This window comes from Streptomyces argenteolus (assembly GCF_042902585.1).
Classification (GTDB): domain Bacteria; phylum Actinomycetota; class Actinomycetes; order Streptomycetales; family Streptomycetaceae; genus Streptomyces; species Streptomyces argenteolus.
In genome coordinates this window covers 368,350-383,128 of sequence record NZ_JBIBEG010000004.1, presented here as the reverse complement: position 1 = coordinate 383,128, position 14,779 = coordinate 368,350, and the positions used below count along the sequence as shown (strand labels likewise).

Here is a 14,779-nt window from a genome sequence, read left to right as displayed (position 1 = left end):
GGTTCAGCTGCCCCCGAGGCGGAACACCGAGCCGGCCGTGCGAGCGAGCACGCACATGTCCTGCCACAGCGACCAGGTCTCGATGTACCGGTTGTCGAAGCGCGCCCGGTCCTCGATCGAGGTGTCGCCGCGCAGGCCGTGGACCTGTGCGAGACCCGTGATGCCGACGGGCATCCGGTGGCGGGCCCGGTAGCCGGGATACGCGCGGCTGAACTGCTCGACGAAGTAGGGGCGCTCGGGGCGGGGCCCGACCAGGCTCATGTCACCGCGCACCACGTTCCACAACTGCGGCAGTTCGTCGAGTGACGTCCGGCGCAGCATCCTGCCGACACGGCTCATGCGCCGGTCCTCCGACACGTTCCACCGGGTGGCCGACTCGTGCGCGTCCGCGGGCCGCAGGGTGCGGAACTTCAGCAGGACGAACGGCCGCCCGTCCCGGCCGATGCGCTCCTGCCGGAAGAGCGTGCCGGGCCCGTCGCACAGGCGTACGGCGAGGGCACACGCGGCCATCACCGGGGCGGCCACGACCAGGGCGATCGCCGCCAGCGCCGCGTCCATCGCCCGCTTCACCCGGAAGCCCACCGGCCGGTGCGGTCCGGCCGCCAGCGGGTGTACCGCGAAACCCCATACATGGTCGGGCCGGGCCGTGCTCCTGAACCGCGCGGCGGTTCCCTGATCGGTGATCAGCCATAGCTGGCAGCCGTGCCGGGTGAACAGGGCGAAGAGCTCCTCGCCGTCCGGCGCCGCCTCGGGCGCGACCGTGAAGACCACGTGCCGCACCGAGTTCTGGATCACCGCACGGCCGGCCTCCTGCACCGAGGTGAGGACGGGCAGCGGGGAGTCGTCGGCCGGTCGGGCCCCCACCCGGCCCACCGGCCGCATCCCGTAGCGCGGATGCTCCTGCAGCACCGCACCGAGCCGGCCGGCCACCGGCCCGTCACCCACGATCAGGGTGGACTGCGGATCGCGGGCGGCCGAACGGATCCGGGTGCGGTGCACGAGGGCGCGCACGGCGCAGCTCAGCAGCGTCTGCCCGAGGACCGCGCCGCCCAGGGCCGCCCAGCCCGGCGCGTACCGGGAGCCGGACACCGCCATCACCTCGGCGGTGGCGTACCACTGCACCAGCGCGAGACCGGACAGCGCGGGCAGCTCGGCCAGGACGGACGGGGACAGCCCGGTCCTGTACAGCCCCCGGTAGGCGTTCAGGGCCACCTGGCCCATGGCCTGGAGGAGGAGCACGAGCGGGAGCCACGGCCACGGGACGGCCAGCGCCGACGCGAGTCCGAGCGCCAGGCAGTCGCCCGCCACCAGCGCCACCGGCGCCGCCCGGCGCCTGCGGCCCGCCAGGGCCGGGACGGGCCCGCCGCTTCCGCTGCGTGGCGGGCGGATCGCGGACGCCGCACGCCGGACGGCGGTCGCCTGGGCGGCTCGGGGAACGGGTGCACTCTCCGTCGTCATCGCTCGGTGCGCTTCCTCGTCATGGGGCGGGACTGGCCGACAAGTTCCTGGTAGAGGCGCAGGACCGCTCCGGCGGTCTTCGTCACGTCGAAGACGGAACGGGTGCGGCTCTGTGCCGTGCGGCCCAGCTCGGCCCGCCGCGCCGGGTCGGTCAGCAGGGCGGTGAGCGCCGCCGCGAGAGCGGCGGAATCCTCCGGCGGCACGAGGCAGTGGGGCGCGTGCCCGGGCGGCAGGCTCTCCCTCGCCCCGTTCACGTCGGAGAGCAGGACGGGAACGCCACAAGCCATGGCCTCCAGGGGAGCCAGCGCCATCCCCTCCCAGCGTGAGGGCAGCACCAGCAGGTCCGCCGCGTGGATCCACGTACGCACCTCCGCGCTGGCCCCGGCGAACAGCACCCCGGGGGGCGCGTCACGCCGCAGCCGCTCCCCGTACGGTCCGTCGCCGACCAGCACCAGCCGGGCGTCGCGCACGGACGCCGACCGCCAGGCCCGAAGCAGGACGTCCTGGCCCTTCTGGCGGCTCAGCCGACCGACGCACACGACGAGCGGCGCGTCCGCCGGGACAGCGGCGAGCGCCGGGAGCGCGGCGCGGGCCGCCGTCGAGGCGCCCGCGCCGCGCGGCCGGAACCGGGTGAGGTCGATCCCGTTGTGGACCACCGACCACCGCGCGGTGATGCCCGCGCGCAGCCCCGCCTGACGCTCCGCCTCGCTGACGCAGAGGATGCGGTCGCTCCACCGTGCCGCCAGCCGCTCCCACGCCCTCGCCCGTCCGGCCGCACCGCCCTCCAGGGCCTCGAACGACCAGGCGTGCGGCTGGAACACGGTGGGGACCCGGCCGCGCACCGCCAGCCGGCCGGCGAGCCCGGCCTTCGAACTGTGGGCGTGGACCACGTCCGGGGCGCACGCACGGATCAGACGGCTCGCCGTCGCGATCTCCCGGACCAGCCCGGGACCGGGAGACCGCTCCGCCGGCCAGTCCAGGACGCGGGCTCCGGCGGTCGCCGCCCCGTCCGCCAGCGGCCCGGCCGCCGGGCAGGCGACCACGGGCTTCAGCCCTGCCCGGACCTGGGCCGCGACGAGGTCGGTGACGACCCGGGCGACTCCGCCCTCCACGGGCTGGACCAGATGAAGGACCGTCAGCCGGCCTTCTTCGGAACAACTCTTCTGCAGCACGCACAGCTCGCTTTCACATGCCCCCGAAGAGCCGGTTCGGTCACACCGGCGATAAGGAATATGGCGGCGGAGATCAAGTGGGTGAAACCGAAACGCACTGTGACAGACCATGGGTGGGAAAACACGTACGACTCGCGCTCGTGTCCGCAGGGATTGCCCTTGTGGGGGGCCGTGGCCGGCGGCTCCGGAATTCTGCGGCGTGTCAACCCACGATGACCACATGTGCTCCCGAAGGTGACGCATGATGGCATTGCCGTCCGCCCCGCACGGTTACCGGGTACCTGGTGACGGGACGCTCCGTAAAGGGTGCCGATTTCCGTCGAGTTGATCCCGTGAATTCCGCCGGCCGGCGTTTTCCGCTGCCCGCTGCGGCATGTGTGGCCCGCACCGTGTTCCGGCGTGCTTTCCGCGCGAACCGGCCGATCCCGTCGATACGCCCTTGGCTCCACGGCGCTCTGGATGTACTGCTGGTTCCGTCCGCGTGCCGCGCGGGGCGGCCGACGAGGCAGTATCGGGGGTACACCTCGTGATGATCGTCCGCCCCGTGGCGGTCCGCGAAAGGCCGATGAGGACAGAGGAGAAGCGATGGTTCACGAACGGGCCGGTCAGCCGGCGCAGCCCGGAGACCTGGTGGACGTGGCACGGCTGGTGACGGCCTATTACACCGTCCACCCCGACCCGGCGGAGCCGGACCAGCGCGTGGCCTTCGGCACCTCGGGCCACCGCGGATCGGCCCTCGGGGCGGCCTTCAACGAGGACCACATCGCCGCCACGACCCAGGCCATCTGCGACTACCGGACCCGTCAGGGCACCGACGGGCCGCTCTTCCTCGGGGCCGACACCCACGCGCTGTCCGAACCCGCTCGGATCACCGCCGTGGAGGTGCTGGCCGCGAACGGGGCCACGGTCCTGATCGACACGGACGACGGTTACACCCCCACCCCGGCCGTCTCGCACGCGATCCTGACGTACAACCGGGACCGCACGGCCGGGCTCGCCGACGGCATCGTGGTCACGCCCTCGCACAACCCGCCCGCCGACGGCGGCTTCAAGTACAACCCGCCGCACGGCGGCCCCGCCGGATCGGACGCGACCTCCTGGATCCAGGACCGGGCCAACGCCCTCATCGAGGGCGGGCTCAAGGAGGTCCGGCGGATCCCGTACGCCCGCGCGCTGGCCGCCGGTACCACCGGGCGTCACGACTTCCTGACGGCCTACGTCGACGACCTCCCGGCCGTCCTCGACCTGGACGCCGTACGTGATGCCGGGATCCGCATCGGAGCGGACCCCCTCGGTGGCGCGTCGGTCGCCTACTGGGGGCGAATCGCGGAACGCCACCGGCTCGACCTCACCGTGGTCAATCCGCTCGCCGACCCCACCTGGCGGTTCATGACGCTGGACTGGGACGGCAAGATCCGGATGGACTGCTCGTCGCCGTACGCCATGGCCTCCCTGATCGAGCAGCGCGACGCCTACACCATCGCCACCGGCAACGACGCCGACGCGGACCGGCACGGCATCGTCACGCCCGACGGCGGGCTGATGAACCCCAACCACTACCTGGCCGTGGCCATCCGCTATCTCTACTCCCACCGGGAGAGCTGGCCCGCCGGCACGGGCATCGGCAAGACCCTGGTCTCCTCGTCGATGATCGACCGGGTCGCGGCGGACCTCGGGCGGCGCCTGGTCGAGGTCCCGGTCGGCTTCAAGTGGTTCGTCGACGGGCTGTTCGGCGGCACTCTGGGCTTCGGCGGGGAGGAGTCCGCCGGGGCCTCGTTCCTGCGTCGCGACGGACGCGTCTGGACCACAGACAAGGACGGCATCCTGCTCGCGCTGCTGGCCTCCGAGATCACCGCCGTGACCGGCTCCACCCCCTCCCAGCACTACGCGGAACTCACCGCGCGCTTCGGCGATCCTTCCTACGCCCGCGTCGACGCGCCGGCCAGCCGTGAGCAGAAGGCCGTCCTGGCCCGGCTCTCCCCGGAGCAGGTCACCGCGGACACCCTGGCCGGCGAGCCGATCACCGCGGTGCTCACGGAGGCGCCGGGCAACGGCGCGGCCGTGGGAGGGCTCAAGGTCTGCACCGAGAGCGCGTGGTTCGCGGCCAGGCCGTCGGGCACGGAGGACGTCTACAAGGTGTACGCCGAGAGCTTCCAGGGCGCCGAACACCTGGCCAGGGTCCAGGACGAGGCCCGCGCGCTGGTCTCCGACGCGCTGGGCGACGTGGGCTGACAGCCCGGCGCGGCGGACCTCGGCACCGGGGTCCGCCGCGCCGTCGGCGTCGGAGGAGGCTCAGGTCGGGCGCGGCGCTCGTCTCCCGGTCGGCCGGCGTCTCCAGCGCCACGAGCGTCCCGGCGTCGAAGACGAAGGCGATAACGGCCCGGGGACGGCCACCGGGCGCCGACACGAGTCCGGGGACCCCTTCGGCGGGAGCTGGCTGCGCCGCCTCGGCCCGCCCCACGAACGGGCCCGCCACGGCGGAGGCGCTGCGGCGCCCCGCTCGCGCCTGCCACGGGGTGGCGAGTCAGCCGCCGAGGGGTCTCTGTCCCTGAGACGTCTACGCGGGCGAGCCGCAGCCCCGTCCTGCCCGTCAGGCCTCCGGGACGGTCTGCCTGACCTGCCGGAGGAAGGCGGCGTTGTCGGGGGTCCTGCGGATTCTGTCCAGCAGCGCTTCGAGCATCGCCTGCCCGTCCCGTGACCGCAGGGCCCGCCTCAGCGCCCGTACGGCTGCCAGTTCCGCCGTGGGCAGGAGGAGTTCCTCGCGGCGGGTACCGGAGGGGGCGATGTCGACCGCCGGGAAGACCCGCCGGTCGGCCGAAGCCCGGTCGAGCCGCAGCTCCATGTTGCCGGTGCTCTTGAGCTCCTCGAAGAAGAAGTCGTCGGCCCGTGACCCGGTGTCCACGAGCACGGTCGCCAGGATGGTGAGCGAACCGCCCTCCTCGGCCGCGCGGGCGGCACCGAACAGCTGCTTGGGACCGATGAGCGCCGACGCGTCCACACCGCCGCTCAGGGTGCGCCCGCCCGCCCCGGCGCTGGTGTTGTGGGCGCGGCACAGCCGGGTGAGGGAGTCCAGGAGGACGACGACGTCCCGGCCCTGCTCGACCAGGCGCTTGGCGCGTTCGACGGCCAGGCGCGCGAGCGCGATGTGCTCCTTGGCGGGCCTGTCGAACGTGGAGGAGTACACCTCGCCCCGCACGGAACGGCGCATGTCGGTGACCTCCTCGGGCCGCTCGTCCAGCAGGACCACCATCAGGTGGCACTCGGGGTGGTTGGCGGCGACCGCCGCGGCGATCTGCTGGAGCAGGACGGTCTTGCCCGTCTTCGGAGGCGCGACGATCAGGCCGCGCTGCCCCTTGCCCACGGGTGCCACGAGATCGATGACGCGCGGTGCCGGGCCTCCGCCGGGCGTCTCCAGGCGCAGTCGCTCCCGGGGGTGCAGCGGGGTGAGATCCCGGAAGTGCGGCCGGCCCCGCAACTCGTGCGCCGCGCGTCCGTTGACCGACTCGACGAGGGACAGCGCCCGGGGCCGTGCGCAGACGCCTTCGACCACGTCGCCCGTGCGCAGGCCGTGCTGCCGGATCAGCGAGGGCGGCACCTGGATGTCGCCCGGGGAGGGGTGGCCGCCGTCGGTCCGCAGTACGCCATGTCCGTCGCCCGTGGTGTCGAGGACACCGATGGTGCGGACGGGCCGGCTCTGTGGGGTGACGGGGCGTTCGAGTGTGCTGGTCATGAGAGGTCCTTTCGCGGACATGGCGCATGAGAGGTCCGGCGAAGGCACGGCGAGGCGGCGGAATCACGCCTCGTGCGAACGGGCGGAGAAAGAGCCCGGACCGGACGGAAGAGGTGAAGCGAGAAGCTGGACAGCCGGTCGTCGAAGGACGGGCGGGACAGCTGAGGAGAAGCACAGGCGCCCGGAAAGGGCGTTCACGTGTGCTGGTCGGACCATAACACGACTGGGTCCGGTGTGGGAAGAGCCTGAAGGGCGAGAGGGCGAGAGGGCGAGAGGGCGCGAGGGCCAGAACGCACCGAAAGGCTTCTCCCCGCCGACGAGCGGGGAGAAGCCCTTCAGGTGTCGGCGTGGGTCAGCCGCCGCCCGGTCCGCGCGCGCCGCCGCGGAACGCGTCGAGGATCTGACCGGCGGCCAGCGTCGGGGTCAACTCGCCTCCGCGCACCAGCCGTTCGAGCTCCGGGGTGAGCGTACGCACCGCAGGATGGGTCCGCAGTCCCTCCAGCAGTTCGTCGCGGACCATTGCCCAGGTCCAGTCCACCTGCTGCTCGCGGCGCCCGGCCGCCAGCCGGCCGGTGGACTCCATCAGCGTGCGGTGCTGTTCCAGCCGCTCCCACAGGGTGTCCAGGCCCGTCGACTCCCTGGCGCTGCAGGTGAGGACCGGCGGGGTCCAGGCCGCGTCCGCCGGGTGCAGCAGCCGCAGCGCCCCGGCCAGCTCACGCGCCGCGGAGCGCGCGTCGCGTTCGTGCGGACCGTCGGCCTTGTTGACCGCGATGACGTCGGCGAGCTCCAGCACGCCCTTCTTGATGCCCTGCAACTGGTCGCCGGTGCGGGCCAGGGTGAGCAGCAGGAAGGTGTCGACCATGCCGGCCACCGCCGTCTCCGACTGCCCGACACCGACCGTCTCCACCAGTACCACGTCGTAGCCCGCCGCCTCCATCACCACGATGGACTCCCGGGTCGCCTTGGCGACACCGCCGAGCGTCCCGGCCGTGGGAGAGGGCCGTACGAACGCCCGCGGGTCCACCGCGAGGCGCTCCATCCGGGTCTTGTCACCCAGGATGGAACCCCCCGTACGGCTGGACGACGGATCCACGGCCAGGACCGCCACCCGGTGCCCGAGCCCGGTCAGCAGTGTGCCGAGCGCGTCGATGAACGTGGACTTGCCCACGCCGGGCACCCCGCTGACGCCGATCCGTCTGGCCCGCCCCGAATGGGGCAGCAGCTCGCTCAGCATCCGCTGCGCCAGCACCCGGTGATCGGGGCGGAGCGACTCGACGAGGGTGATCGCGCGGGCCACGAAGGCCCGCTTCCCGTCGAGGACGCCCCTGACGTACGCGTCGGTGTCGATGTTCCGCGCCATCCGTCAGCGGCTCACAGCTCGTGGCCGAGCGCGGCACCGAGCCGCGTGACCAGGTCGTGGGCGGCGTCCGGGATGACGGTGCCGGGCGGGAACACCGCGGCGGCCCCCGCCTCGTGCAGCGCCTCGACGTCCTGCGGCGGGATCACCCCGCCCACCACGATCATGATGTCCTCGCGCCCCTCGGCGGCCAGTTCCTCACGCAGCGCCGGTACGAGCGTGAGGTGACCGGCGGCCAGCGACGAGACGCCCACGATGTGCACGTCCGCCTCGACCGCCTGCCGGGCCACCTCGCCCGGCGTCTGGAAGAGCGGGCCGACGTCGACGTCGAAGCCCAGGTCGGCGAAGGCCGTCGCGATGACCTTCTGGCCACGGTCGTGGCCGTCCTGGCCCATCTTCGCGACCAGGATGCGCGGGCGCCGCCCCTCCGCCTCCTCGAAACCGTCGACGAGCTCACGGGTGCGGTCCACGGACGGGGACTCTCCTGCCTCTTTGCGGTACACCCCGGAGATCGTACGGATCTGGCCCGCGTGCCTCCCGTACACCTTCTCCAGTGCGTCCGAGATCTCCCCGACCGTGGCCATCGCCCTGGCGGCGTCGACCGCCAGCGCCAGAAGATTGCCTTCGAGGCCCGGCCCGGGGTCCCGCCCCGCCGCCTCGGTCAGCGCGCGGAGCGCCGCCCGGCAGGCATCCTCGTCGCGCTCCTCGCGCAGCCGGCGCAGCTTCTCGATCTGCTGGGCGCGCACCGAGGAGTTGTCGACCTTGAGCACATCGATCTTCTCGTCGGTGCCCACACGGTACTTGTTCACGCCGATGACGGGCTGGCGCCCCGCGTCGATCCGCGCCTGGGTGCGGGCCGCGGCCTCCTCGATCCGGAGCTTGGGGATGCCCGCGTCGATGGCCTTGGCCATGCCACCCGCGGCCTCGACCTCCTCGATGTGCTGCCAGGCCCGCCGCGCGAGGTCGTGCGTCAGCTTCTCGACGTAGGCGCTGCCGCCCCACGGGTCGATGACCCGGCAGGTGCCCGACTCCTGCTGGAGCAGCAGCTGGGTGTTGCGCGCGATGCGCGCCGAGAAGTCCGTCGGCAGGGCGAGCGCCTCGTCGAGGGCGTTGGTGTGCAGCGACTGGGTGTGGCCCTGGGTGGCCGCCATCGCCTCGACACAGGTGCGGGTCACGTTGTTGAAGACGTCCTGAGCGGTCAGCGACCAGCCGGACGTCTGCGAATGGGTCCGCAGCGAGAGCGACTTAGGGTTCTCCGGTCCGAACTCCTTCACCAGCTTCGCCCACAGCAGCCGGGCGGCGCGCAGCTTCGCGATCTCCATGAAGAAGTTCATGCCGATCGCCCAGAAGAAGGAGAGCCGTGGAGCGAAGGCGTCCACGTCCAGGCCCGCCGCCTGGCCGGCGCGCAGGTACTCGACCCCGTCGGCCAGCGTGTACGCCAGCTCCAGATCGGCCGTGGCACCGGCCTCCTGGATGTGGTAGCCGGAGATGGAGATCGAGTTGTAGCGCGGCATCTTCTGCGAGGTGAACGCGAAGATGTCGGAGATGATCCGCATCGAGGGACCGGGCGGATAGATGTACGTGTTGCGGACCATGAACTCCTTGAGGATGTCGTTCTGGATGGTCCCGGCCAGCTTCTCGGGCGCGACGCCCTGCTCCTCCGCGGCCACGATGTACAGCGCGAGCACGGGCAGCACCGCGCCGTTCATCGTCATCGACACCGACATCCGGTCCAGCGGGATGCCGTCGAAGAGCTGCCGCATGTCGTAGAGGGAGTCGATGGCCACACCGGCCATGCCCACGTCACCGGTCACCCGGGGGTGGTCACTGTCGTACCCCCGGTGCGTCGGCAGGTCGAACGCGACCGACAGCCCCTTCTGTCCCGCCGCCAGGTTCCGCCGGTAGAAGGCGTTCGACTCCTCGGCCGTGGAGAACCCGGCGTACTGACGGATCGTCCAGGGCTGGTTGACGTACATCGTCGGGTACGGGCCGCGCAGGTAGGGCGCGATCCCCGGGTAGGTCCCGAGGAAGTCCAGGCCCTCCAGGTCGCGTCCGGTGTACAGCGGCTTGACCTCGATGCCCTCCGGGGTCTCCCAGAGCAGTTCCTCCTCCGGGCGGCCCGCCGACTCCTTCACCGCGGCACGCCACCGGTCCTCGGTCACCTCGGCCGGGGCGGGCCCGGCCAGCGGCACGTCGGAGAAGTCCGGCACCACCGGCGCGGGGGTCTCACGGGACCCGGGGATCTCAGGGCTCTGCATCACGCCACTCCCATGCGGTCGAGTTCGGAGGAGAGGACGGCGACGACATCGCAGCCGGCGAAGACGTGGACGTCCGCCCCGGCGAACGCGTCCGGCCGTCCCGCGAGGAAGATCCGCTCGGCGCCGGCCGTCCGGAGGGCCGCGGCCACCCCTTCGGCCCGCTCGGCGTAGAGCGCGTCCGTCGAGCACAGGCACGCGATGGTGGCACCGCTCGCCGCGAAGGCCGCTGCGGCGGTGGACGCGTCGACCGAGACCGGCTCCTGGACCGGCTCGACACCGCCCGACAGGAAGAGGTTCGCCGCGAAGGAGGCCCGCGCCGTGTGGGCCGACGCCGGTCCCAGCGCGGCGAGGAAGACCCGGGGGCGGCTGCCGGTGGCCGCCAGGTGCCGGTCGGAGCGTGCGCGCAACGCCTCGAACGCCTCGTCGCGCCGGACCCGGGGCAGCCCTCCGTCCACCACGACGGCGGGCGCCGGCACACGCTCCACGGGCCGCTCCGCGAGGGACGGGAACTCGCTGACGCCGGTGACGGGTTCCTTCCGCCGCGCCAGGTCCCTGCTCCGGGCCGCCCAGGTGTCCGCGATCCGCTCCCGCACCATTCCGGAGCGCAGCGCGGCGGCCTGACCGCCCGCCCGCTCGATCTCCTGGAAGAACGACCAGGCAGCGGAGGCGAGTTCGTCGGTCAGCCGCTCGACGTACCAGGAGCCGCCCGCCGGGTCGGTCACCCGGGCGAGATGCGACTCCTCGATCAGGATCGTCGAGGTGTTGCGGGCGATCCGCCGGGCGAAGGCGTCCGGCAGGCCGAGCGCGTGGTCGAACGGAAGCACGGTGACGGACTCGGCGCCGCCGACACCCGCACCCAGGCAGGCCAGGGTCGTGCGCAGCATGTTCACCCATGGATCGCGGCGGGTCATCATCACGGACGACGTCACGGCGTGCTGCCGCTGCGCCCCGGCGTCCGGAGCCCCGCAGACCTCCGCCACGCGGGCCCACAGCCGCCGGGCCGCACGCAGCTTCGCGATCGTCAGGAACTGGTCCGCCGTGGCCGCGTACCGGAACTCCAGCTGCGCGCACGCCTCCTCGACGGAGAGTCCGGCCGCCGTCAGGGCGCGCAGACAGGCGACGCCCGTGGACAGCGAGAGACCGAGCTCCTCGGCCGCTGAACCGCCCGCCTCGTGGTACGGCAGGGCGTCCACGGCGAGCGCCCGCAGGCCGGGGTACTCCCCGGAACAGATCCGTGCCCAGTGCACGGCTTCGCTCAGCTCCGGTTCCGCGCCCGTGCGGGCCGCGTTCCCCAAGGGGTCCAGGCCGAGGCAGCCCCGCACGGACTCCTTCGCGAGGCCCCGGGTCTCGCAGAGGCCGAGCAACTCCCGTACGGCGGGCCCGGCGTCGGTCCCCGCATCGAGCACCACCGGTGCGAGATCGAGGTGGACGCCCTCCAGCGCGCGGGCGAGGCCGGACACCGGCACCCCGCCGGGGCCACCCACCGCCAGCCACAGCGAGGTGACACCGTTCTCCAGGTCACCGAGCAACGCCTCGTTCAGGCGTACGGGATCGGTGAGCGCGTGACGCTGGCGCACGTCCCAGCCGTCCGTGGTGTTCCCCGCGGCCCTGCTGCCCCGGGTGAAGGGGGCGAAACCGGGCAGGCCGGGGTCCGCCGACACGTCGGCGGAGGTGTACAGGGGACGGGCGGTGAGCCCGTCCCCGAGTGCGGTGGACAGTGCTTCCTCGGCGGCCGTACCCGTCACTTCCCTGCCGGACCTGCGCAGTACGCCTTCGACAAGGCTCTGCCACTGGTCGTGGGAAGGGTCGGGGAACTCGGCGGCCAGAGGGAGCCCGTCAGCAGGCAGGACCGTCATGCTCAGATGCTAGGTCAGCGCTCCGAGGAGCAGCAGAGCCACCAGCTGTGACCTTGCACTCGCCGAATTGTGCGGGATCTCTGCTTGGAGCGGCCTTGTCCGTCCCCCTCGGGAAGGCCGTGACGCCAACACCCTTACCGCGCAAGGATGCTGGCGCCACACTCCCGGTCAGGCGCCGACGTAGCCCGCGAGATGCTCTCCCGTGAGGGTGGAACGGGCCGCGACCAGATCGGCGGGCGTCCCCTCGAAGACGATCGTGCCGCCGTCGTGACCGGCGCCGGGGCCGAGGTCGATGATCCAGTCGGCGTGCGCCATGACCGCCTGGTGGTGCTCGACCACGATGACGGACTTGCCGGAGTCCACGAGCCGGTCCAGCAGGCCCAGCAGCTGCTCCACATCGGCGAGATGGAGCCCCGCGGTCGGCTCGTCCAGTACGTACACCCCGCCCTTCTCCGCCATGTGGGTGGCCAGCTTCAGCCGCTGGCGCTCACCTCCGGACAGCGTGGTGAGCGGCTGGCCGAGGCTGAGGTAGCCCAGCCCGACGTCCACGAGCCGGCCGAGGATGCGGTGTGCGGCGGGCGTCGCCGCCTCGCCGGAACCGAAGAACTCCTCGGCCTCGGTGACCGGCATCGCGAGCACCTCACTGATGTCGCGCCCGCCGAGGTGATACTCCAGGACCGCCGACTGGAACCGCTTCCCCTCGCAGTCGTCGCAGGTCGTGGCGACGCCCGCCATCATCCCCAGGTCGGTGTAGACGACCCCCACGCCGTTGCAGGTGGGGCAGGCGCCCTCGGAGTTGGCGCTGAACAGCGCGGGCTTCACGCCGTTGGCCTTCGCGAACGCCTTGCGGATCGGGTCCAGCAGCCCGGTGTAGGTGGCCGGGTTGCTGCGCCGCGAGCCACGGATCGCACCCTGGTCGACCGAGACCACGTTCTCGCCCGCCGGGATCGACCCGTGCACGAGCGAGCTCTTGCCCGAGCCGGCGACCCCCGTGACGACGGCCAGGACGCCGAGGGGGACGTCGACGTCGACGTCCCGCAGGTTGTGGGCCGTCGCGCCGCGGATCTCCAGAGTGCCCGTGGGCGTGCGTACGGTCTTCTTGAGCGCGGCCCGGTCGTCGAAGTGACGGCCGGTGACGGTGCCCGCGGCCCGCAGCCCGTCGACCGTTCCCTCGAAGCAGACGGTGCCCCCCGCCGTACCCGCGCCGGGGCCGAGATCGACCACGTGGTCGGCGATCGCGATCGTCTCCGGCTTGTGCTCCACGACGAGCACCGTGTTGCCCTTGTCCCGGAGCCGCAGCAGCAGGCCGTTCATCCGCTGGATGTCGTGCGGGTGCAGGCCGATGGTGGGCTCGTCGAAGACATAGGTGACGTCGGTGAGCGAGGAGCCCAGGTGCCGGATCATCTTCACGCGCTGCGCCTCGCCGCCGGACAGGGTGCCCGAGGGGCGGTCGAGCGCCAGATAGCCGAGGCCGATCTCCACGAACGAGTCGAGGGTCCGCCCGAGCGCGGTGAGCAGGGGCGCCACCGCCGGCTCGTCGAGACCCCGTACCCATTCGGCGAGGTCGCTGATCTGCATCGCGCACGCGTCGGCGATGCTGATACGGCCGATCTTCGAGGACCTGGCCTCCTCGCTGAGCCGGGTGCCCTCGCACTCGGGGCAGGAGGTGAAGGTGACCGCCCGCTCGACGAACGCCCGGATGTGGGGCTGCATCGCGTCCTTGTCCTTGGACAGGAACGACTTCTGGATCTTGGGGATCAGCCCTTCGTACGTGAGGTTGACGCCCTCGACCTTCACCTTGACCGGCTCGTGGTGGAGGAAGTCCCGCATCTCCTTCTTGGTGAACCTGCTGATGGGCTTGTCCGGGTCGAGGAAGCCCGACTCGGCGTAGAGCCGCACGGTCCAGAAGCTGTCCGACTTCCAGCCGGGGATGGTGAACGCGCCTTCGGAGATCGACTTGGAGTCGTCGTAGAGCTGCGTGAGGTCGATGTCGGAGACCGAGCCCCTGCCCTCGCAGCGCGGGCACATGCCGCCGGTGCGGTTGAAGGTAGCCTTCACCGTCTTCTTGGCACCCCGCTCCACGGTGATCGCGCCGCTGGCGCGCACCGAGGGGACGTTGAAGGCGTACGCCCCGGGCGGGCCGATGTGCGGCTCGCCCAGCCGGCTGAAGAGGATGCGCAGCATCGCGTTGGCGTCGGTGACCGTGCCGACGGTCGACCGGGGGTCCGCGCCCAGCCGCTGCTGGTCGACGATGATCGCCGTCGTCAGCCCGTCGAGCACGTCGACCTCGGGACGTGCGAGCGTCGGCATGAAGCCCTGCACGAAGGCGCTGTAGGTCTCGTTGATCATCCGCTGCGACTCCGCGGCGATCGTGCTGAACACCAGCGAGCTCTTGCCCGAACCGGAGACGCCGGTGAACACCGTCAGCCGGCGCTTCGGGATCTCCACGCTGACGTCCTTGAGGTTGTTCACCCGCGCGCCGTGCACGCGGATCAGATCGTGGCTGTCGGCAACATGCAGTGGGGGCGACTGCGTGTTCGTCCTCGTGGCCATGCTCGTCGTGTCTCCATCTGTTACGCGGGCCGCCTTCGCGGTCACCTGCTGCGTCGCCGGCGGGCGCGGCGACGATCGTTGTCTACCAGATCGGTTGTGCGGAACGGGATGTTCTGCGGAACCGGGCCGGCTGCCGCGCCGCACGTCGCCCGCGGGGTGAGGGACCGCGCGGCGGCGGAGGTTGCACGGCTGGTCGCGGGGCCGCTACGGCACTCCGGCGGTGACGCGTCGCACGCCCACGACCCTCACGCGTTCGCGCACGTCCGCTCCGTGGGGGGACGTGCTCCCTCGTGTCCGTCGACGGAGTCGAAGCCCGCCGGGCGTGTGATGTCCATGCGGTGCACGCTACGGGCGGAGTCCCGGCCGTGCTTCTCGATTCCTGACCGGCTCCTCAG

Annotated in this window: 8 protein-coding genes; 1 reads left to right on the top strand and 7 read right to left on the bottom strand. The window is 72.2% G+C overall.

The window, feature by feature from the left end; genetic code table 11:
• Window positions 1–3 precede the first annotated feature (3 nt).
• Both ACFY8O_RS17675 and ACFY8O_RS17670 read right to left on the bottom strand, forming a co-directional pair.
• Entirely contained in the window at window positions 4–1,458 is a 1,455-nt protein-coding gene (locus tag ACFY8O_RS17675; protein ID WP_387903247.1) for a sugar transferase, read from the bottom strand.
• On the bottom strand, window positions 1,455–2,630 hold the full coding sequence (locus tag ACFY8O_RS17670) for a glycosyltransferase family 4 protein (protein WP_387903244.1): 1,176 nt from the start codon (window positions 2,628–2,630) through the stop codon (window positions 1,455–1,457). Before ACFY8O_RS17670 ends, ACFY8O_RS17675 begins: the two co-directional genes overlap by 4 nt.
• A 585-nt stretch (window positions 2,631–3,215) precedes the next feature.
• Between ACFY8O_RS17670 and pgm the strand changes: the two genes are divergently transcribed.
• Window positions 3,216–4,862 (top strand): phosphoglucomutase (alpha-D-glucose-1,6-bisphosphate-dependent), encoded by a 1,647-nt coding sequence (gene pgm / locus ACFY8O_RS17665; protein ID WP_387903241.1) that lies wholly within the window; start codon window positions 3,216–3,218, stop codon window positions 4,860–4,862.
• A gap of 358 nt (window positions 4,863–5,220) precedes the next feature.
• Here pgm and rho read toward each other — a convergent pair whose 3' ends face one another.
• From rho to ACFY8O_RS17640, 5 genes are all read right to left on the bottom strand, one after another.
• Window positions 5,221–6,360 (bottom strand): transcription termination factor Rho, encoded by a 1,140-nt coding sequence (rho, locus tag ACFY8O_RS17660; protein ID WP_145807560.1) that lies wholly within the window; start codon window positions 6,358–6,360, stop codon window positions 5,221–5,223.
• Window positions 6,361–6,712: 352 nt separating this feature from the next.
• The gene (meaB, locus tag ACFY8O_RS17655) at window positions 6,713–7,720 is read right to left on the bottom strand and encodes a methylmalonyl Co-A mutase-associated GTPase MeaB (protein ID WP_387903238.1); all 1,008 of its coding nucleotides are present in this window, start codon (window positions 7,718–7,720) and stop codon (window positions 6,713–6,715) included.
• A gap of 11 nt (window positions 7,721–7,731) precedes the next feature.
• Entirely contained in the window at window positions 7,732–9,975 is a 2,244-nt protein-coding gene (gene scpA, locus ACFY8O_RS17650) for a methylmalonyl-CoA mutase (protein WP_387903235.1), read from the bottom strand.
• Entirely contained in the window at window positions 9,975–11,831 is a 1,857-nt protein-coding gene (locus ACFY8O_RS17645) for a methylmalonyl-CoA mutase family protein (protein WP_387903232.1), read from the bottom strand. Before ACFY8O_RS17645 ends, scpA begins: the two co-directional genes overlap by 1 nt.
• A 168-nt stretch (window positions 11,832–11,999) precedes the next feature.
• A complete protein-coding gene (locus ACFY8O_RS17640) occupies window positions 12,000–14,384 on the bottom strand; it encodes an ATP-binding cassette domain-containing protein (protein WP_387903229.1) in 2,385 nt (794 codons plus the stop codon).
• Window positions 14,385–14,779 lie beyond the last annotated feature (395 nt).

Coding starts and splice junctions, on each gene's coding strand:
- scpA (WP_387903235.1), bottom strand. CDS start 9,975: ATGCAGAGCCCTGAGATCCCCGGGTCCCGTGAGACCCCCGCGCCGGTG.
- meaB (WP_387903238.1), bottom strand. CDS start 7,720: ATGGCGCGGAACATCGACACCGACGCGTACGTCAGGGGCGTCCTCGAC.
- ACFY8O_RS17645 (WP_387903232.1), bottom strand. CDS start 11,831: ATGACGGTCCTGCCTGCTGACGGGCTCCCTCTGGCCGCCGAGTTCCCC.
- pgm (WP_387903241.1), top strand. CDS start 3,216: ATGGTTCACGAACGGGCCGGTCAGCCGGCGCAGCCCGGAGACCTGGTG.
- ACFY8O_RS17675 (WP_387903247.1), bottom strand. CDS start 1,458: ATGACGACGGAGAGTGCACCCGTTCCCCGAGCCGCCCAGGCGACCGCC.
- ACFY8O_RS17640 (WP_387903229.1), bottom strand. CDS start 14,384: ATGGCCACGAGGACGAACACGCAGTCGCCCCCACTGCATGTTGCCGAC.
- rho (WP_145807560.1), bottom strand. CDS start 6,360: ATGACCAGCACACTCGAACGCCCCGTCACCCCACAGAGCCGGCCCGTC.